Origin of the sequence: Pyramidobacter sp. C12-8 (genome assembly GCF_002007215.1) — a bacterium.
GTDB lineage: Bacteria > Synergistota > Synergistia > Synergistales > Dethiosulfovibrionaceae > Pyramidobacter.
Genome location: NZ_MUHX01000003.1, coordinates 87967 through 107533, shown reverse-complemented (window position 1 = coordinate 107533; position 19567 = coordinate 87967). Strand labels below are relative to the sequence as shown.

The window sequence follows — 19567 nt, the reverse complement described above, 5'->3', positions numbered from 1 at the left end:
CCCCCGTTTCTCATGAAAAGCCGTCCCTTCGATGAAGCAGACGTTTCTTCGCTTCAAGGTGCCGATGGGAACCCCGTGGCGAAAACGTTATTTTTTCCCCGATCCCGAGGCGGAAAACTCCGGCGGCAGCGGTTTCAGCGTCGCCTTGAAGGTGCCGTCGTCGTTATAACAGCTGGCGACGCGGATCGCGCGGTCAACGATGCGGTAGGAGAGCCCTTCGAGCTCGCGGCGCAGTTCGTCGGGGATCAGCGCGTTGGAAGTCCACGAAAGTTCGACGCCGCGGTTCCACAGCCGATAATGAAGCGTGGCGCCGCGCCGGAGATGACCGCCCACGCGGGCGCTGATCACGTCGAAGAGGGCCAGGTCGAAGCGCTTCAACACCGCCGTGAGCACGACGCCGGGAGCAAGGCGCTCCTGCGGTTCGTCCACGCCGATCACGTAGAAACCCTCTTCGATGGCGGCTTCGACGACGCCGTTCCCCGACAACCCCGCCGCCTGGAAGATCACCTGTGCGCCCTCGTCATGCATGGCGCGGGCAATGGCCTTCGCTTTTTGAGGGGCGTTCCAGGACTGGACGCTCCGTTTCAGCAGCGTCGTCCGTCCGTCGGCGTCCTTGGCCCCCTGCTCAAAGCCGAGCAGAAAATCCAGCATCGCCGGCGTTTTTTCGCCGCGCTCGCCGAGGATGATGCCGATCTTCCGGGAATTTCGGCGCGCCGCCAGACGGACGGCCAGCACGCCGGCCAGATAACTGGCTTCGCTCTGGTGGAACAGCACCGACGAGACCCCGGGATTGACGGATTTCGCGTCGAACAGCACGAAATCGGCGCTTTCGTGCGCGCGGGCCGCCCTGTCGACCGCTTCGGCGAGAGGACTGCCGACGGCGAGCACCAGCCGGTTCCGCCGGGCGGCCTCCGCGACAGTCGACTCGTATTCGGCGCTGTTGTAGTTGCAGAGATAGCTGGTGATCTTAACGTCCAGTTCCGATCGGGCGCGCTTGATACCGCTCAACGACGAACGGAACATCGAGTCCTCGGGACCGCAGGAAAAAACGACTCCGATCGGCAGAGGGCGGCGCGCCTGAAGCGGCGCGGCGCTCACTGACCATACGGCCAGCAGCAGTAAAACGCGAAGGAAACGCATCACATCCCGCCTTTCAAAAAAATGCCGGAAGCTCTCGGACTTCCGGCATTTTGCGGCCGGAAGACAACGGCCTCCCGACCGAAACGATCTAAAGGAAAAGTTCCCGCGCGCAGACCAGCGCGAACGCCAGGATCGCCGTGCCGCAGGCGAAACTGGCCGCGTCCTTGGCGGCTTTGGCCAACGGATGCCGTTCCGGCGTGCAGAGATCCACCGTCTTTTCGATGCCGGTGTTGAGCGCTTCCGCGACCAGCACCAGCAGCCCCCAGGGCAGCGCGGCGCCGAGGGCGGAAAGGCCGCGCCGCCAGCACACGACCGACAGCGCGGCAAGCAGCATGACCAGCTCCTGACGGAACGCGGCTTCCTTGAGCAGCACGAGAAAGCCGCTCCAGGAATACGCCAGCGCTTTGAAAAAATGTCTCATCACACCACGTCCTGAAAGATTCTGCCGCGGAGCGGAACGCCGTTCCGCGTTTTTTTATTCCCTATTCGGGAGTGAAAATACTCTCGATGTATTTCTGTTCCTGATCGAGCTGAAGCTGAATCAGAGCCCACTTCTGCTCTTCGGGGCTCATCTTGCGGAACTCCGCCCAATCGTCGTCCTCGATGATCTCTTCGTCTTCCGCCGGAGGCAGCGCTTCGTCGCGGAGCAGCTCCAGCTCGTCCTTGGAAAGCTCTCGTTTGTCCTTCATGAACTCTTCTCCCCCTTCACTGGTATGATCAGGCATCGGGGCCAAGTTCCCCCTTGGCGACAACGGCGGTGTTCCCGCCCAGAGCGGCGCGGAAGCGCGTCTCGTCAAGCCGTTCGAAAGCGACGCGGTTCGTGCCGCCGGGATTGTGCACCTCGATCGGGCCGTCCATGCCGAACAGCAGACTGGCCGACAGCGCCGCCGCCACGCCGCCCGTGCCGCAGGAATCGGTGAGGTCCTCGACGCCGCGCTCGTAGGTGACGGCCGTCAGCTCGCCGCGTCCGACGGGGCGCGCGAAGTTCACGTTGCAGCCCTGCGGGAACAGCGACGCGTCCGCACGAAACGCGCGGCCGATACGCCGGCAGTCCTCGCGGCTCAGCTCCTCCGATGCGAACAGCACGAGATGGGGCACGCCCACCCACAGAAAACAGCTGCGGAACGTCGCACCGTCCATCGTCAGCGGCCGGTCGATCCAGCCCGGCGCGAACGACTGCTCGCCCAGGTCGATCTCGGCGAAGCTGCCCTCGACGCGCGCGCGCATCACGCCCGCCAGCGTCTCGAACGTCATTTCGGCCGGCGCGACGCCGCGCTCGCAGGCGAAGCGCGCGATACAGCGCGCGCCGTTGCCGCACATTTCGGCCTCCGATCCGTCGGCGTTGAACAGCCTCATGCGGAAATGCGCGTTCGCGGACGGCTCCACGATCAGCAGCCCGTCGGCGCCGATGGAGGCGCGGCGGCGGCAGAGGCGTCGCGCCAGTTTCGCCAGCTCGGCCGACGATTTCTGCGCGGCCAGCATGTCGAGCGTGATGAAATCGTTGCCGTTGCCGTTGATCTTCCAAAACTCCATGCTCATTCCTCCGCGAGGCGCTTTATTTTTCCATTCTCATTTTACCTCAAGCGGCGCGCTCTGTCCAAAACTTTCCGTTTCGCTCCGCGACGTCTCGTTTTCCTCCTCTGGACAAAGGAAATCCAGTAATATATAATATGGTCAGCTTTGGTTAGACGATAAAAGAATCGCTCTGACCAGTGGAGGTGTCCGGCTATGAGCGTAGCCTACAAAGACTATTACGAAATTCTCGGCGTGTCCAAGACCGCCACGGAACAGGAAATAAAGAGCGCGTACCGCAAGCTGGCGAAGAAGTACCATCCCGACGTGAACAAGACCCCCGGCGCGGAGCGGAAGTACAAGGACGTGAACGAAGCGTACGAAGTGCTGCACGATCCGGAAAAGCGCCAGAAGTACGACGCCCTCGGCCCCAACTGGGAAGCCGCGCAGCAGTTCGGCGGACAGGGCGGCGGTTTCCAGGGCTTCGGCGGATTCCCCGGCGGCGGCGTGCACATGGAGTTCGGCGACGGCGGCGGCTTCAGCGAGTTCTTCCAGACCATCTTCGGCAACATGGGTGGCCCCGCGCGGGGCTTCAGCGCCAGCGACCTCTTCGGCGGCCGCGGCCGCGCGGCCCGCGGCGAAGACAGCGAAGTGCGGATCACGCTTTCGCTGGCCGACGTGATGGCCGCGCCGCTGAAACGGAACATGACCCTCAGCGGCGCAGCGGGGCCCCGTACCATCGAGGTGAACCTGCCCCGCGGCATCCGCGAAGGCTCGCGCCTGAAACTGCGCGGCCAGGGCGCGCCCGGCCGGGGCGGAGGCGAGAACGGCGATCTCTACGTCGTCGTTCACATCGAGACGGACAGCCGCTTCGAGATCAGCGGCTACGACCTCGTCACCGCCGTGACCGTGGCGCCGTGGGACGCCGTGCTCGGCGGGACCGTAAGCGTGCCGTCTCCCGAAGGCGCGCTGAAAGTGAAAGTTCCCGCCGGCTCCCAGTCGGGAACCCGCCTGCGGCTGCACGGCAAGGGACTGCCCATGCGCGGCGGCAGCCTGCGCGGCGACCTTTACGCCGTGATCGGGATCAGCGTGCCGCAGAACGTCTCTTCCCGCGAACGGGAACTGTGGGAACAGATCAGGGCGCTGCACGCCTGACGCTCGCTTTTCTGCGGCGAAGGGAGTCGGGCGAACGACATCTGCCGGAGGCGCGGGGGATTTTATACGTTCTTTGAGCGGAGCGGGCGATAATTTTTGCCCTTCCGGGAGATACATGATATAATTGGTCGGAGTACAAGAACCAAATCTATCCATGGGGGGTAATACGATGAAAATTGGTGAATTGATTCAAAGCGGCGACTGGAAAGGCGAAAAGCACGTTCCCGTGATCGAAGCGCCGGCGTCCGTCAAGGCGGGGGAGACGGCCCACGTGATGCTTTCGGTGGGCAAGGAGATCGCCCATCCCAACACGATGGAGCATTACATCGCCTGGATCAAGCTCTACTTCAAGGGCGCGTCCAGCAAGTTCGCGGTCGAACTCGGCGAGCTGACCTTCGACGTCCACGGCGACAACGCCACGGCGCCTCAGGGATGCCTGCACGTCAAACTCAAGGAGAGCGGCACGCTCATCGCCGTTTCCTACTGCAACATCCACGGCCTCTGGGAATCCAGCGCCGAGATCGCGGTGGAGTAATCCGCCTGCGGAACACAAAATCTTCAAAGATAAAAAAGCCGGTGATCGCTTGATCATCGGCTTTTTTCATGAAATCATGCCCTGCCCGCCGGATCAGTCGTCGACGTAGAATTCGCGGGCGTGTTTGCGCCACAGGAAGAGCGCGGCGACGGCGCTGAGCGTGCCGAGCAGCAGTCCCCAGACGATGTAGCTCAGGTGCCCTTTGCCGATCAGATAGCCGCCCAGGCCGGCCAGCGCGTAACCGTAAGCGATCAGTGTGCCGACGGAAAGAAACGTGACGATCAATCTCATGGGAAAAGGCTCCTTTGTCTGAATTATAGAAAGAACTTCCTGCTACGTATTGTACCAGTTTCTTCACTCTCTGTGTCACGATGCTGCGGCTCGTGATACAATAAACTGACCTGAGAGAAAACGGAGCCGCCGAGGGATAATATTTTATCGATAAGGCCCGTTTTTGAACGAATAATCCAGGCGGCCTCCTTTCACGCCGCCGTCCCAGCTCAGAGGAGATGCATCCATGGAAAAGAGAACCCTTCCGACGCTCGATTTGAAGAGGCATTACGCGCAGATCAAGGAAGAAATCGACGAAGCGATCCGCGGCGTGGTGGAGAACCAATATTTCGTGCTCGGCCCCGAAGTGAAAAGCTTCGAGACGGAGGCGGCCAATTATCTCGAAGTCAAACACGCCGTCGGCTGCGCTTCCGGTTCCGACGCGCTGCTGCTCGATCTGATGGCGCTCGACGTGGGGCCCGGCGACGAGGTGATCACCACGCCGTTCACGTTCTTCGCGACGGTGAGCGCGATCACGCGCCTCGGCGCTATGCCGGTTTTTGCCGACATCGACCCGAAAAGCTACAACCTCGATCCCGCCAAGGTGCTGGAAAAGATCACGCCGCGCACGAAGGTTTTCATGCCCGTGCACCTGTTCGGCCAGATGGTGGAGATGGAGAAGATCGCGCCCGAGCTGAAACGCCGCGGCATCCATATCGTCGAAGACTGCGCCCAGGCTTTTGGCACGTGGCGCAAGGCGGACGGCAAAATCGTCCGCTGCGGCGGCTGGGGGGATCTGGGCGCCTTTTCGTTTTTCCCCACCAAGAACCTCGGCGCTTACGGCGACGGCGGCATGGTGACCACGAACGACGACGCCCGGGCGGAACGTTTGAGCCGTCTGCGCGTACACGGCGCCGGGACCACCTACTTCCACGACGAAGTGGGGCTCAACAGCCGTCTCGACGCGCTGCAGGCCGCGATCCTGCGCGTGCACCTGCGCCATCTCGACGAGTGCCTCGAGGAGCGCCGCCGCATCGCCGACCGCTACCGGATGCTGTTCGCCGAGCGAGAACTGGGCGAATTCATGACGGCGCCTTACGAACTTCCCGGCAACTACCACACCTATCATCAGTACGTGGTCCGCGCCCGAAAGCGCGACGAGCTGATGGACTTCCTCGGCGCCGAAGGGATCGCTTCGAGAGTTTATTACCCGCTGCCGCTGCATCTGCAGAAGTGCTTCGCATTCCTCGGCGGCACACGGGGCGATTATCCCGAGAGCGAAAAGCTCGCCGAAGAGTGTCTGGCGCTGCCGGTTTTCCCCGGGCTGACCATGGAGGAGCAGCAGCGGGTGGCCGACGCGATCGCGAAATTCTACAAGTAGACAGGCGGTAAAATCGTAGTTTTTACCAATATTGACCAAATCGTCTGTTCATGATTCAATAGGGCTAACCTAAAACACGGGAGGTCTTTGAAAATGATGCCTATGCTGGGTCTTGACTGGACCATGATCATTCTGTTTCCCGCGATCCTGTTGGCGATGTGGGCGCAGGCGCGCGTGAAAAACGCCTTCGCCACTTACTCGCGGGTCCATTCGCGCAGCGGCCTGACGGCCCGCGAAGCGGCGCGGCAGATTCTCGACAGCTACGGTCTGTCGGGCGTGCCCATCCGGCAGGTGGGCGGACAGCTGACCGACCACTACGATCCGCGCGACCGCAGCCTGTCCCTTTCGGAGCCCGTTTACGACAGCACGTCCATCGCCGCGATCGGCGTCGCCGCTCACGAAGTGGGGCACGCCGTGCAGCACGCCACGGGCTACGCGCCGCTGCAGATCCGCAACGCCGTGGTGCCGCTGCTGTCGCTGTCGTCGAGCGCGGCCATGCCGTTGTTCTTCATCGGTCTGCTGAGCGCTTCGAACATGCTGATGAACATCGGCATCCTGCTGTTCGTCGGCGTGCTGGCGTTTCATCTGATCACGCTGCCCGTGGAATTCGACGCCTCCAACCGGGCGCTCAAGGTGCTTTCCACGAACGGCATGATGACTCGGGACGAAGTCGGCGGCGCGCGCAAAGTCCTCAACGCCGCGGCCATGACGTATGTGTCGGCCACACTGATGGCGGCGCTCCAGCTCGTGCGTCTCCTGGCGCTTCGCAACTCGCGCAGCCGCGACTGACGATAGTCGAAAAATCGGGTGGTCCCCGAGAAAGGGGAGGCCACCCGTTTTTTGACTGTCTGCCTTCGGGAGGATGACGATGAGATTTAATCCCTTATGGCTGATGTTGTTGTTCCTGTTTCTGTTTTCCGGAGGCTGGATCCTGCTGATGCCGCTTTTTTTGATGATGATCGTGTTCTGCGGCGGGATCTTTCTTGCCGGCGCGTCGGCGCGCGGGCTGACGAAAGCGCCGCGGCAGATCTGGGACATGTTGTTCGACGCCCGCGTACGCGCCAATCTGACGCTCTGCCACGCAGCCTGTAACGTGCTCCGCCGGAACGGCTGGCCGGGACTGACCGGCAGCGCTTCGGCGGCGGGATTTTTCATCGACGGCATCGACGACGAAAACGCCGTCTACGAGGCTTCGGTACAGGCGCTGGCGCGTCTGAAAAACGGCGAGAAATCGCTGCGGATCCTTCCGGAAAGCCCGCTGTTCCGCGTCATCGCCATGGGGCTGTCGGCCCTGTCCCTGGTCGTTCTGCTGGCGGCCGCGGGGAGCGCGAACGCGGTCAGCGTGGTCGCGGCTGTCGTCCTGTCGTGGTTCGTCGCCCCTTACGTCGCTCCATTTGCGCAGGGGATCGCGCTGAGCGGCAGCGACGTGACGGGGCTGCAGGTGCAGGGCGCCGCGTTCCGCGTGCTCACGGCAACGGCGCTGGGCGGACGTTTCAGCAGCGTCGAACGCGGCGTGGAGGTGTCCACAGCGGCGGAAAATGTCATCGAGGCCGAAATTGTCGAAGATTAAGCCCCCAGCGGCGGAAAGGACGTCGGCGCCCATGCGCGGAGTGGAAGCGGCCATGTACCTTTGGCGCCAAGTGAGCAAAGGCGGCATCGTCAGCGAGTCGCTGCGGGCGCTGGGCGACCGCGTTTCGCCGCCGGACCGCACGTTGGCGGCGTCGCTGGCGTATGCGCTCGTGCGACGGCTTTCGCTGTGGGAACATCTGCGCGAAAGATTCCTGCTGCCGCGTCCGGAAAAGTTTTCCAAGCCGGTGCGGGCGGCGGTCTTGACGGGCGCGGCCGGGCTGACGGAGCTGGAAAAGTTCGCGCCCGCCGTGCTGATCTCGTCGCTGATCGAGTGGACGAAGGCGCGCGATCCGCGCGGCGCCCGCGTGGTGAACGCCGTGCTGCGCCGCGTGCTGGAGGAAGGCCCGGCGGAGCTGGCGCGCCTGCGGAACGACGGCCGTCTGGATTCGCTGTGCCTGCTCAGCGGCGTGCCGCTCTGGGTGGGCGAACGCTGGCGCCGCGACTACGGCGCGGACGAAGGGCGCCGGCTCGTCGAACAGAACGCCGGCGGCAGCTCGCTGTCGCTGCGTCTGTCGCCGGGTGCGCCGCGGGATCTGCCCCAACGGCTTGAAGAAGCGGGACAGATCGTGGCGGAATCGCCGCTGCCCGAGGGGCTGCGTCTGGCGGACACCGCGCTGCCCAGCGCGCTGCCGGGGTACGGAGAAGGCTGGTTCACCCCTCAAAGCGAGTCCTCGATCCTCGTCGGCACGGAAGCCGCCGATTTCGAGGGAACGCGCCTGCTCGACATGTGCGCCGGCCGCGGCGTCAAGACCGGCCAGATCGCCCAGCTCCGCCCCGACATCGCCGTCGAAGGCTGGGATCTCTCCAAAGGCCGCGTCGCCGCCGGCGTCCGCGAGATGGAACGCCTGAAACTGAGCGGCCGCGTCGTCATGCGGACGGGAAGCGCCCTCGAGCTGGAGCCGCTGGCCGCCCCCGACGCGATCCTCGTCGACGCGCCCTGTTCCGGCAGCGGCACCTGGCGCCGCCACCCCGAAGGCAAATGGCGGCTCTCGCCGGAAAGTCTGACGGAACTGGCGGAGCTCCAATATCGGTTGCTGTGCCGCGCTTTTTCGCTGGTCAAAAAGGGCGGTAAAGTGGTATATTCCACGTGTAGCCTTCTCGCTGCGGAAAATGAAGAAGTGGTGGAGAAAGCGCTGCGCGCCTTCCCGGAAATCTCCGAACGCCCCCTTTCCGCGGATTTCGGGGGGATCGATCGCGGGAGAGGCCGCGTGCTGACGCCGGAAAATCCTTGGACCGACGGCTTTTATCTCGCCGCGTTCTCGAAATAAATTTTTTCTATCGGAGGCAAACATCATGGGCAGAACCTTTCGAGCGGCATTGTTGGTGGTGCTGCTGTGCATCATCGGCAGCGCGGCCTTTATCAGTTATAAAGTCTTCTTCTCCAATCCCGCCCGTTCGATCCCGCTGCTGAAAGGCAGTTCGGTCATCGAGGCCGTACAGACGCTGGAGCGCATGGGCATCAAAGCCCGCGTCGAGGAAGAGGACTCGGCGCTTCCCCGCGGCACCGTCATCGGCCAGTGGCCGGAGATGGGCGTCAAGCTCCGCGCCGACAAAGTGGCGATCCTCAAAGTCAGCCGCGGTTCCGAAAAGCTCCCGCTGCCCGATCTGCGCGGTCTGACGGAGAAACAGGCCGTGGCGCGTCTCGAAGAGGCGGGTTTCGTCCTCGGCGAAGTGCAGAAGATCAATCACGAGCGTCCCGCCGGCGTCGTCATCGCCCAAAATCCCGCGGCGCCCGTCTCCATTTCCCAGAGCCGCGAAGTCGGCCTGCTGATCAGCCTCGGGCCGGCCGCCGCTTCCGGCATGGTGATCGTTCCCGATCTCGTCCAGCGCGACGAGAAGACGGCCGAGGCTCTGGCGCGCGAAAGCTCGCTGCGTCCCCGCGTGGAGTACGTTTACAGCAACAGCTCGCCGCAGGGCATGGTCGTCTCCATGAATCCCGCTGCCGGCCAGCGCGTGGCCCGCGGCGCCGACGTTCATCTGCGCGTCGCCAGCTGGGACCGCAAACTGGCGCCGCAGCAGGACGGCGGTGAAAAGAGCGGCGGCGGCGCGAAAGTGATCGTCGTAGAGCCCGGCATCGATCCAGACACGGCAGCCGTTCAGAACCGGCAGGGCGACGGCGCCGCGCAGACGTCGCCGGACGACAAGAAGCAGCCGCCTGCCGAAACGAAGAAAAAAGTCGCTTCGATCCGTTATCAGGCGCCGCCCGTGAGCAATCAGACGCTGGTCATCGAGCTGATCGACAAAGAAGGCGAGCACACGCTCGTGAACCGCAAGGCCAAGGCCGGCGAGTACATCAAGATCAACGCCCCCTACGTGGGCGAAGCCGTCGTCACCATCTATCTGGGAGGCAATTTCGTATGGCAGGATCGTTACAATTGAAACCGTTTCTGATCGCGCCCTCGATCCTTTCCGCCGATCCTCTGGCGGTCGGCGCCTCCGTCGACGCGTTGAAAGGCGATTTCGACTGGCTGCACGTGGACGTCATGGACGGTCATTTCGTCCCCAACCTCTCCTACGGTCCGGCGATCGTCAAGGCGCTGCGCCGCCGCTATCCCGACGCCGTCATCGACGTTCACCTGATGGTCGAGCCCGGCGAGGATTTTCTCGACATGTTCCTCGAATCCCGCCCCGATTACCTTGTCGTTCATCAGGAAGCGTGCCGCCACCTGCACCGAGCCCTTTCGAAGATCCGCGCCGCCGGCGTCCGTTCCGGCGTGGCGCTCAATCCCGCCACGCCCGTGGAACTGATCAAGCCCGTGCTGAACATCGCCGACGTGGTGCTGCTGATGTCGGTCGATCCCGGTTTCGGCGGCCAGTCCTTCATCCCCGAGGTGACGGAGAAGGCCGTGACGCTGTGTCAGCTGCGCGAAGCCCGCGGCCTGAAGTTCCTGATCGAGATGGACGGCGGCGTCGGCGCGCCCAACGTCGCGCAGGTGCGCCGCTGCGGCGTCGACGTGGCCGTGATGGGCAGCGCCGTTTTCGGCACGCCCGACCCGGCGGCGACCGTCGCGAAAATGCGTGCGTTGGCGGATGGAGAATAGCGGAAGCGCCCGCGTGCGCGAGCGGTGTTTCATGTATTTTTAAGGAGGAACCACGATGAAAGACGCGAACACCCCTACGAGCGAGCGCAGGAAGGATGAACCCCGTTCGCTTCAGGAACTGGGAGCCGAGCTGCAGCGCCTGCGCGAAAGCAAAAATCTGACGCTCGACGACATCTCGGCGGCGACCTGCATCCGGAAGAACTTTCTCGAGGACATCGAGGCGGGGAATTTCGCCCGCTTCAAAGCGCTGGTGTACGCCCGCGGTTTCGTGCGCACCTGCACGACGCTGCTCGGCGCTCCCGAGCTGTGGAACGAATACCGCCAGCAGTTGACGATCGACACTTTCGGGCCGGCCCAGGGCGCGTCGGAATCCGCCGACCGGTCAGAAAGCGCGGGGAGACGGCATTCCATGATGCCGCCTTCCTCGGTGCGGGCCGGCGCCGCGAACATGGGGCTGCCGGCCCGCGGCTTCCGGCACAGCTCGACGCGCCGCAACGGCGTGATTCTGTTGGTTCTGCTCATCGTAGGAGCGCTTGGCGGACTGTGGTTCAACTGGGACCGCCTCCGCGGCGAAGTTTCCAAGCTGCAGCGGGAACAGGCCTATGACGAGATGAAGAGCCGCGAAGCGGAACAGGCGCGCCACGACGAAATGCGGAAAGCCGAAGAAGCGGCGGTGCAACGCGAAATGCAGGCTCGCCGACAGGCAGAAAACGCCGGCGCGGAGCCGGACGCCGAGCCTCCCCTCGTCCCTGCGGAGAAACCGGCCGTCATGCCGGAGAAAACGGGCGAAGCCGCCGCCAAGGCCGCGCTGACGATCCGCGCCAGCGGCGACTGCTGGCTGCGCGTCAGAGAGGGAGACAAAGACCTGCTTGTGACCACGGTGCGCGAAGGTTTTGAACAGACCTTCCCGCTGGACAGGACGCTGTCCGTCCGTTTCGGCGCCGGACAGAACGTGCAGGTCTCCACGAACGGGACGGATTTCAGTTCTCCCGGCGGCGGCGTGCAGCGCCTCGAATACCGTCCCGACGGCTCGAGCCTGAAAGTGAGAAGATAACCCTGTGAAGAACCTCTACATCGTCAGCCTCGGCTGCCCGAAGAACGCCGTCGACAGCGAACACCTCGGCGGCGTTCTCGAGGCGGCGGGATTCCGCCTCGTCAGCCGCGCCGAGGAAGCCGACGTCGCGCTCGTCAACACCTGCGGCTTTCTGCAGGCGGCCGTGGAAGAGGGCATTCAGGTCATCCTCGATCTGGAACGGCTGAAAAAAGAGGGCGTCGTCAGCCGGATCGCCGTCGTCGGCTGCATGCTGAACCGTTACGGCGACGAACTCAAGGCCGAGTTCCCGACGGTCGACTTCTGGGCGAAGTCCGAGGACTGGGGCGCGCTGCTCCGCGAGATGGGGCGCGACGTTCCGGCCGCGGCGGCGTCCGGCTGCCTGCGCGCCGATCTGTCGGGCACGCCCTGGACGCGCTATCTGAAAATCAGCGAAGGCTGCAACAGCCATTGTTCCTACTGCGCCATCCCCGGCATCCGCGGCCGCCTGCGCAGCGTGCCGGTAGCGCAGATCGTCGGCGAAGCGCGCCGCCTCGTCGATGAAGGCGCGAAGGAGCTGTGCCTCGTCGGCCAGGAGCTGAGCATCTACGGCGCCGACCTGTTCGGCCGTCCCTCGCTGCCGTTCCTGCTCGACGAGCTGGAGAAGGAGCTGCCGCGCGGCGTCTGGCTGCGTCTGTTCTATCTGCATCCCTCTCTGGTCGACACGGCCTTTCTCGAACGCGTCGCCGCCAGCCCCGTGATTTTGCCGTGGCTCGACATCCCCATCCAGCACGTCGACGACGGCGTGCTGCGGCGCATGAACCGCCCGCCGGTGGAGCGCCACATCCGCGAGCTGTTCCGGCGCGGGCGCGAGATCGATCCCGATTTCGCCTTCCGCACCACGCTGATGGTGGGATTCCCCGGCGAGACGCGGGCGCAGTTCGACAAGCTGCTCGACTTCGTCGAGGAGATCGGCTTCGACCGCCTTGGCGCGTTCGTCTATTCGCCCGAGGACGGCACGCCGGCGGCGGCGTTTCCCGACCAGATCCCCGAGGCGGAGAAGACGGCGCGCTACAACGAACTGATGGAACTGCAGCAGCAGGTCTCGCTGACGCGGCAGGCGCATTTCGTCGGGCATGAGCTGAACGTGCTGATCGACGAGGTCGACGAGGAGACGGGCGAGCGCGTCGGCCGCTCCTTCCGCGACGCGCCCGAGATCGACGGCGTCGTCACGGTGACGGGAGCGGAGCGCGCCCGGCCGGGCGACGTGATCGCGGTGAAGATCACCGCTTCGTCGGAATATGATTTGTCGGGAGTGGCGATCCATGAATAACGATCCTGTGGTGACGCCGGCGGGGCTGATCGCCACCGTCGGCGGGTTGGGGAAAATCGTCAAGAAAGCGCCGGGCACGGCGGGAAGCGTCGCGGCCTGCGTGTTGGCGGTGTTTCTGCCCGAGCCGGTCCGTCTGGCGGCGATCGCCGCGCTGGCAGCATTAGGCGTCTGGGCGGCAGGGGCATATGAAAAGGCCTGCGGCCGAGCCGACCCCGGCGAAGTGATCATCGACGAGGTGGTCGGCCAGCTGATCGCCACGATCGGGCATGCGGCCGTGGTTGGGCAGGGCGGCGGCGCGGTGAATTTTCTCATCCCCAGCTTCCTGCTGTTCCGCTTCTTCGACATCCTCAAGCCGTGGCCGGTCAACGCCTGCGAGAAGGCTCCCGGCGGTTTGGGAATCATGCTCGACGACGTGGCCGGCGGCCTTTTGGCCAATCTGGTACTGCGGGGCTTGAGAAAGGTTTTCATCGAGGGCTGGTGGCCTTTTTAGGAAACGCGGCGATTTTCGAAGGAGGTCCGTCATGACGCAGGAAGAAAACATCGCGGCGCTGGCGCTGAAACTCAAAGAACTGGCGCTGGCGCGGCGCGTCACCGTCGGCACGGCGGAATCCTGCACGGGCGGCCTGATCGCCGGCGCGATCACAGCGGTGCCGGGCAGCAGCGAGTACTTTCTCGGTGGCGTCGTCAGTTACGCCAACGCGGTGAAAACGAAGCTGCTGGGCGTGCCGGAGGAGATCCTGAGCACGGCCGGGGCGGTGAGCGGCGAGTGCGCGCGTTTCATGGCGCGGGGCGCGGCGAAAGCGCTCGGCGCCGACTGGACCGTGTCCGTGACCGGAGTGGCCGGCCCCGACGGCGGCAGCGCGGAAAAGCCCATCGGCACCGTGTGGTTCGGCCTGTATGGCCCCGGCGGAGTCGAAGCCCACGTGCGCCATTTCGCCGGCGGCCGCGCCGCGGTGCGCGCGCAGACGGCGGTTCACGCCCTCTCGATGCTGATCGAGGCGCTGACGGAGGCGGAGTGATGGAGCGCGTGCGCTGCTTCTTTTGCCTGCCGCTCGCGCCCGAGCTGAAAAAAGAGATCGCTGCCTGGATCGCCGCAAATCGCGCCGCAGTTTCGGGCGTCCGCTGGGCGGCGGAGGCCGGTCTGCACGTGACGCTGCGTTTCTGCGGCGAAATTCCGCAAGCCGCGGCACGGGCTCTTGGCGAGTGCGTGAAAGATCTGCTGTCGGAACGTCGGGCCGCACCGCCGACGCTGACTTTGCGGGAAACGGGCACCTTCGGCCGGCCGCCGCGCGTGCTTTGGGCCGGGCTGGGCGGCGACACGGCAACGCTCGAACGGCTGAACGCTCTGATCGAAGGCGCCTGCCGCGAAGCCGGGCTGCCGCCCGACGGCAGAAAGTTTTCGCCCCATCTGACGCTGGCCCGTATGGACGCTTCGCGCAGGTTCGACCCGGCGGCGCTGGACGCTCTGCGTCCATGGAAGCTTGCCGGGCGCGGTTGGACGGCCGATCGCGCGATCTTCATGCGCAGCCGCCTGACGTCCGCGGGGCCGCGCTACGAACCGTTGACGGTCTGCCGTTTGGGAACGGCGGCGGACGGAGCATAGATTTCGACAAAACCACAGAGACTGGAGGAGTTTCCCTTGGCTGAAACAAAAAAGGGCAAAAAACTGACGCGCGAGGACATTCTCGAGCAGGCGCTCGACGACATCCGCAGCAAGTTCGGCGACGGTTCGATCATGCGCCTCGGCGAGCGCAACACGGCGAACGTGGAAGTGATCCCCACGGGCATCCTGCCGCTGGACGTGGCGCTCGGCATCGGCGGCCTTCCCCGCGGCCGCATCGTCGAGATCTTCGGACCGGAGGGCAGCGGCAAGACCACGCTGGCGCTGCACGCCATCGCCGAAGCGCAGAAGGCCGGCGGCGTAGCGGCCTTCATCGACGCCGAACACGCGCTCGACCCGCGCCTCGCGGCGGCGCTGGGCGTGCAGATCGAATCGCTCTACCTGTCGCAGCCTGACAGCGGCGAACAGGCGCTTTTCATCCTCGAGACGCTCGTGCGCAGCGGCGCCGTGGATATCGTCGTCGTCGACTCGGTGGCGGCGCTGACGCCGCAGGCGGAGATCGACGGCACGATCGGCGAGAGCCAGGTGGGCCTGCAGGCGCGCCTGATGTCCTACGGACTGCGCCGGCTCACCGCCTCGATCGCCCGCAGCAACTGCGTCGTCGTGTTCATCAACCAGCTGCGCGCCACGATCCCCACGGGCTACTCCAAAGGCCCTACGGAGACGACGACGGGCGGCCGCGCCCTCAAGTTCTACACTTCGGTACGCATCGAAGTGCGCCGCGGCAAGCAGATCTCCAAGGGCGACGACGTGATCGGCCACGAACTCTACATCAAGGTGGTCAAGAACAAGCAGGCGCCGCCGTTCCGCAGCGCCCACTGCTCGCTGATCTACGGCAAGGGCATCCCCCTCACCATGTCCATCGTCGATATGGCCATCGACGCCAACGTGGTCAAGCGTAAGGGCTCGTGGCTCACCTACAAGGGCGAGACGCTCGCCCAGGGCAAGGACCGCCTGGCCGAGTTCCTCGACAAAAATCCCGAGATGCTGGCCGAGATCCGCAAGACGGTGCTCGATCAGGCCGCCGAAGGGCTTGGCTTCTACACGGCGCCGGAAAAAAGCGACGACGAAGATTCCGTGGACAGCGGCCACGGCGTGGACATCGACGAAGAAGTGATCGATCTGGACATCTCCGACGAGTCCATGCAGGCCGAAGCGGAGAAGGAGAGCAAAAAGTAACGCGGCGTTTTCTCCGAAAGCGCGGCGAAGAAACGCGAAGGGCCCCCGATCGTACGATCTACGATCGGGGGCCCTTCGCGTTTCTTCGCCGTTTTCCGTCCCGTCGAAAACCGGCGTTACTTGAGCTTGCCGGAGGCGCGCAGCAGGCGTCTCATGTCTTCCATATCCGCCTTCAGTTCGGCGATCTCGCGCGCCTGGTCGGCCTGGCTCTCGGCGAGCTTGTGCTTGAGCGAGGCCACCTGGACCTGCAGCTCGGCGTTCTCCTTCTGCATCACGTAGACGCTGCTGATCGGGCCGGAGCGGTAGCGTTCGGGGATCTGGTCTTTGTCTTCCTTGCGACCGATCTTCCACGTCAGGCCGGCGTTGGCCATCGACTCGCCGTGGTGCGTGACGGACACTCCGGCGTGGACCATGAAGTCTTCTTTCAGATAGTGCGCGAAGCCGAGGGCCAGCGCGTACTCGCCTCTGTACGCTCCGAAGCCGGCCATGATCTGGCTGGGTTCGACGGGGTCGTACTGCATCGGTTTCAACCCGGCGAGGGCAGATCCGAGCGCTCCGGTGCTCTTGATTTCGCTTCTCAGTTCGCCCATCTGGTTGTAGACGTTACCGAAGTTGTTGTAGATGTTGTTGAACTGTGTGTCGACGGCGCTGAGGGCGTCGCCGACGTTATGGTACGTGCCGCCGCGGATGACGTAGGTGGGGGCGGAGACGGAACCGTCGTTGTTGACGGTGGAGCCGCCGCCGAAGTGATTGGAGACGCTCGACGAGACGCCCCAGAGCTGCGAGCCGTTGACCGCGTCGGCGCTGGTCTGAGTGACGTCTCCCTTGGCGACGTTGACGATCTTGCTGCCGGTCGCGTCGAAGCCTTTGGCGGTGACTTTGCCGGCGAAGGTGGGCGCGTCGACGACGCGCACGGTCACGTCTCTTTCGTCGCGGGTGATTTCAATGTTGCTGCCGTTCTTGAACTGGACGGTATCGTTCTTGGCGACGACGATCGATGGTCCTCCATTGGTCTGAAGGTTCCATTTGCCGCCCTGCCCCGCGTCGGGATCGAGGCCGATCGTGACGACGCCGCCCGCGACGGTGGTAATGACGCCGTTGGCGCCGACGAACTTGATTTCGGGATTTTTGTTCTTGCCGAGTTCGACGGTATGCGTTCCCGGTGTCGCCGCGTTGTCGCTGATAGTGAATCTGGAAGAGAAATCCAGCTGTCCGGAAAGTTGATCCATATCCACGCCGATCTTGACGGTGCGTCCGACCACGGCGGTGGTGATGATGCTGCCGTCGGGAACGATGTCGAGGCGTTTGTTCGAGCTGTCGAGCACGATGCCCGCAGCCGCGCCGGCCGGGTCGGCGCCGATGGTGTAGGTGGAGCCGGCTGCCGCGCCGGTTGCCACTTTCTTCAGTTGCGCGACGTTGACGGCGTCGGTGTCGTCCGTACCGGCGGCGACGTTGACGATCTGGCGGGTGACCGCTCCCGCCGTACCGGCGGCAGAACCTATGGAGACGGCGGCTGCCGTGGATTTCCAGGTTGCCGACGTATCCGTGGAAGCCGCGCCGGTCGACGGATCGTAGCCGACGGCGCCCTTGTCGACAGAGGCTACGGAGCCGCTGCCGAGGGCCACGCCGCCCGACACCGTCAGGCTGCCACCACGGCCGATCAGCACGCCGTCGGTGACGCCAGCTGCCACCGTGCCGCCGCTGGAGAGGATCTGGCTGCCGGCAATGTCCGCGCCCAGCGTGTTGCCGAAGCCGGCGACGAAGTTCTGCGTGCTGGTCCCGGAGAGAGTGTTCCCGGAGCCGATGACGCTGTTCTGCTCTGACGCGTTCAGAATGCTGTTGTCGACGCCGATCACGTTGTTCTGCACGTATCTGCTGGGCGCGCCCGTGAAGAAGTTCGTCGTCGGCGCGACGTCCATGGATATGACGTTTCTGATGCCGATGATGTTCGACGCGCTGCTGTTTATCAGTTTGTTCTGAACGCCGTTGACCGAGGACCAGTAGCTGCTTGAGGCTTCGTTGAGGCCGCCCATAACGCCGACTACGCGGGTGTCGATCGCGGAGTTGCTCTCGCCGATGACGATGGTGTCCGACAGAGTCGACCGCGTTCTGAACAGGACACTTTCGGTCCCGGTCCCCCTCACGGTATTGCGGTTGCCCAGGATGATCGAATTTTCCGGATTTTCGACGTTCTTGTTCTCCGTGCCGATCAGCGTGGTATGCTTGAAGTACTGGATCGTGTTACCGGCGTTCTGGTTGACCTGGTTGTCCGCGCCGATGAGCACGCTCTTGTTGGCCTCGTTCTTCGCCGCGTTGCCGGTCAATTTGTTCTGGCTGCCCAGCATGACGACGCGGGAGGCGTCCTTCAGTATGTTCTGATAGCCCATCATGGCGACGCTGCCGGCGCCGGAGAGAGTCCCAGTCGCCGAAGAGTTGCTGCCGACGATCGTCGTCGTTCCAAAGCTCGTGGTGTTGTTAGTTCCTACGGCGACGGAGTTGCTCCCGTTGACCGTCGCCTTGTAGCCCACGGCTACGGAGTTTGCCGCCGTTTTGGCTGTCGTGGCGTTGGCGCCCGCCGCCAGAGAATTTTGACCTCCGGCTCCCGCCGTGGCCGTCATGGGGCCCTTGTTGGTGGTGACGGGATCGACCGCCGCGCCGGGGTTGACGTGGAAGTACATGTCCGCGTTGGCTATCTCTCTGAGCTGTCCCTCGGTGGCGGCCTGGAAGCGCCTGTTGCCCTCGCCCCAGCCGGGGTCGAGTGTGATGTTGATCAGGCCGTTCACGGTGCCCAAGCTGACTTCGGGGTTATTGATGCTGACGTTGCCGATAATCGCCCCGCCGTTTTCGAGGACCGTTCCCGTGCCGATGCCGACTCTGTTGAACTGCACGTTACGGCTGGTGGCGATATCGATGGCGCCTCCCTTGTTCGTCAAAACGATGTTGGATATCTCGCCCGCCTTGAAGTTCAAGACGTTATCGGTTTCATCGACAGTCTTCACCGTGACCCCGCCGATCTGAGCGTCCCAGCTCTGCAGGGCAGCGAGGGCCGTACCCGGGAACGTCGTCAGCCCCAAGCACGCAGCCGCCAGTAGCGACGCGCCGGCAACCGATGCGCCGCGTTTCCAATAGAACCTTCTTTGCTCTTCCATGTGATATTCTCCTTTCGAATATTTACGAATCAAGAACGCCGCACCCAAGAGGCGTCCCCCGACGGGGGAAAACGGGAATGTCTGTTTTCCTTCCGACGACGCGCCTCGAATACCTGAAGTTCCTGTCGTCGCAGGGATAAATAAAAGATTTCATCCACACTGCGATGGAATGGATCAATTCAACCAATGTATTCGAATTGTAATTGGACAATTAATGTGAGCTTATCATACCCCCCCCCCGCGTAAAGATATCTAATTGTTTTCATTACATCTTCCCTTACCTATCGCTCAAAACCGCGCGCAAAATCCGTTCCGTACTGTACAGCTCTTATTTCAGGGCGGGCTTTTCCGCCATCGGCACGATGAAACGATCATTATGCAAGCATGTCTTTTTGTTTTTTCCGAACGGACATGCCTGCAAAACGGCCGGCGTGTTTCCCTTGTCCGCGCCCAGTCGGTACAGCAAAATGGCGGCAGCCCCCTTCCCATCGCGGGGAAAGGGGCTGCCGCCGTCGTGTTTTTCATTCTCTTCCATTCCAGCAATAAATGCAGAGTCTAGAGCGTTCAGCTGCCGTCATGCGATACCTTCGCT

Annotated in this window: 21 protein-coding genes; 14 read left to right on the top strand and 7 right to left on the bottom strand. The window is 63.7% G+C overall.

All coding sequences use genetic code 11. The features are described 5' to 3' along the window. Positions 1–87 precede the first annotated feature (87 nt). The 4 genes from B0D78_RS01835 to dapF form a co-directional block, all read right to left on the bottom strand. Positions 88–1140: a BMP family ABC transporter substrate-binding protein gene (locus B0D78_RS01835; protein ID WP_078015286.1), complete on the bottom strand. Its 1053-nt coding sequence runs from the start codon at positions 1138–1140 to the stop codon at positions 88–90. Positions 1141–1228: 88 nt separating this feature from the next. Next, positions 1229–1561 carry a diacylglycerol kinase gene (locus tag B0D78_RS01830; protein WP_078015285.1) on the bottom strand — a complete coding sequence of 111 codons (333 nt, stop codon included), beginning with the start codon at positions 1559–1561 and terminating at the stop codon, positions 1229–1231. 61 nt (positions 1562–1622) lie between these two features. Next, positions 1623–1829 (bottom strand): flagellar assembly protein FliH, encoded by a 207-nt coding sequence (locus B0D78_RS01825; protein WP_078015284.1) that lies wholly within the window; start codon positions 1827–1829, stop codon positions 1623–1625. A 28-nt stretch (positions 1830–1857) separates the two neighbouring features. Beyond that, positions 1858–2673, bottom strand: coding sequence for a diaminopimelate epimerase (dapF, locus tag B0D78_RS01820; RefSeq protein WP_078015283.1), 816 nt, complete (start codon positions 2671–2673; stop codon positions 1858–1860). A 195-nt stretch (positions 2674–2868) separates the two neighbouring features. Here dapF and B0D78_RS01815 point away from each other — a divergent pair, with 195 nt between their 5' ends. Beyond that, positions 2869–3807: a DnaJ C-terminal domain-containing protein gene (locus B0D78_RS01815; protein WP_078015282.1), complete on the top strand. Its 939-nt coding sequence runs from the start codon at positions 2869–2871 to the stop codon at positions 3805–3807. Between the two features lie 169 nt (positions 3808–3976). Continuing rightward, positions 3977–4342: a class II SORL domain-containing protein gene (locus B0D78_RS01810; protein ID WP_078015281.1), complete on the top strand. Its 366-nt coding sequence runs from the start codon at positions 3977–3979 to the stop codon at positions 4340–4342. Positions 4343–4435: 93 nt separating this feature from the next. Here the strand turns inward: B0D78_RS01810 and B0D78_RS01805 are convergent, their stop codons facing one another. After that, on the bottom strand, positions 4436–4633 hold the full coding sequence (locus tag B0D78_RS01805) for a hypothetical protein (RefSeq protein ID WP_078015280.1): 198 nt from the start codon (positions 4631–4633) through the stop codon (positions 4436–4438). Between the two features lie 226 nt (positions 4634–4859). Between B0D78_RS01805 and B0D78_RS01800 the strand changes: the two genes are divergently transcribed. From B0D78_RS01800 to recA, 12 genes are all read left to right on the top strand, one after another. Further along, on the top strand, positions 4860–5993 hold the full coding sequence (locus B0D78_RS01800) for a DegT/DnrJ/EryC1/StrS family aminotransferase (protein WP_078015279.1): 1134 nt from the start codon (positions 4860–4862) through the stop codon (positions 5991–5993). Positions 5994–6086: 93 nt separating this feature from the next. Then, complete coding sequence (locus tag B0D78_RS01795) at positions 6087–6782, top strand: zinc metallopeptidase (RefSeq protein ID WP_078015278.1); 696 nt, start codon at positions 6087–6089, stop codon at positions 6780–6782. Between the two features lie 79 nt (positions 6783–6861). Continuing rightward, a complete protein-coding gene (locus B0D78_RS01790) occupies positions 6862–7563 on the top strand; it encodes a DUF6391 domain-containing protein (RefSeq protein WP_143521673.1) in 702 nt (233 codons plus the stop codon). A 31-nt stretch (positions 7564–7594) separates the two neighbouring features. Next, positions 7595–8890 carry an RsmB/NOP family class I SAM-dependent RNA methyltransferase gene (locus tag B0D78_RS01785; RefSeq protein ID WP_078015276.1) on the top strand — a complete coding sequence of 432 codons (1296 nt, stop codon included), beginning with the start codon at positions 7595–7597 and terminating at the stop codon, positions 8888–8890. A gap of 25 nt (positions 8891–8915) precedes the next feature. Beyond that, a complete protein-coding gene (locus B0D78_RS01780; RefSeq protein WP_078015275.1) occupies positions 8916–10001 on the top strand; it encodes a PASTA domain-containing protein in 1086 nt (361 codons plus the stop codon). After that, positions 9980–10663: a ribulose-phosphate 3-epimerase gene (gene rpe / locus B0D78_RS01775; RefSeq protein ID WP_143521671.1), complete on the top strand. Its 684-nt coding sequence runs from the start codon at positions 9980–9982 to the stop codon at positions 10661–10663. Before B0D78_RS01780 ends, rpe begins: the two co-directional genes overlap by 22 nt. A gap of 55 nt (positions 10664–10718) precedes the next feature. Then, positions 10719–11717: a helix-turn-helix domain-containing protein gene (locus B0D78_RS01770; protein WP_078015273.1), complete on the top strand. Its 999-nt coding sequence runs from the start codon at positions 10719–10721 to the stop codon at positions 11715–11717. A 4-nt stretch (positions 11718–11721) separates the two neighbouring features. After that, entirely contained in the window at positions 11722–13026 is a 1305-nt protein-coding gene (gene rimO, locus B0D78_RS01765) for a 30S ribosomal protein S12 methylthiotransferase RimO (protein WP_078015272.1), read from the top strand. Continuing rightward, on the top strand, positions 13019–13516 hold the full coding sequence (locus tag B0D78_RS01760) for a phosphatidylglycerophosphatase A family protein (RefSeq protein ID WP_078015271.1): 498 nt from the start codon (positions 13019–13021) through the stop codon (positions 13514–13516). The genes rimO and B0D78_RS01760 overlap by 8 nt, the downstream gene beginning before the upstream one ends. Before the next feature lie 31 nt (positions 13517–13547). Beyond that, positions 13548–14045 carry a CinA family protein gene (locus B0D78_RS01755; protein ID WP_078015270.1) on the top strand — a complete coding sequence of 166 codons (498 nt, stop codon included), beginning with the start codon at positions 13548–13550 and terminating at the stop codon, positions 14043–14045. Then, positions 14045–14629, top strand: coding sequence for an RNA 2',3'-cyclic phosphodiesterase (gene thpR, locus B0D78_RS01750; RefSeq protein WP_078015269.1), 585 nt, complete (start codon positions 14045–14047; stop codon positions 14627–14629). The genes B0D78_RS01755 and thpR overlap by 1 nt, the downstream gene beginning before the upstream one ends. Before the next feature lie 36 nt (positions 14630–14665). Then, positions 14666–15826 carry a recombinase RecA gene (recA, locus tag B0D78_RS01745; RefSeq protein WP_078015268.1) on the top strand — a complete coding sequence of 387 codons (1161 nt, stop codon included), beginning with the start codon at positions 14666–14668 and terminating at the stop codon, positions 15824–15826. Positions 15827–15942: 116 nt separating this feature from the next. On the opposite strand, the gene B0D78_RS01740 is transcribed toward recA, so the two are convergent. Next, the gene (locus tag B0D78_RS01740) at positions 15943–18975 is read right to left on the bottom strand and encodes a YadA-like family protein (RefSeq protein ID WP_078015267.1); all 3033 of its coding nucleotides are present in this window, start codon (positions 18973–18975) and stop codon (positions 15943–15945) included. Positions 18976–19303: 328 nt separating this feature from the next. Further along, positions 19304–19510 (bottom strand): hypothetical protein, encoded by a 207-nt coding sequence (locus B0D78_RS01735; protein ID WP_078015266.1) that lies wholly within the window; start codon positions 19508–19510, stop codon positions 19304–19306. Positions 19511–19567 lie beyond the last annotated feature (57 nt).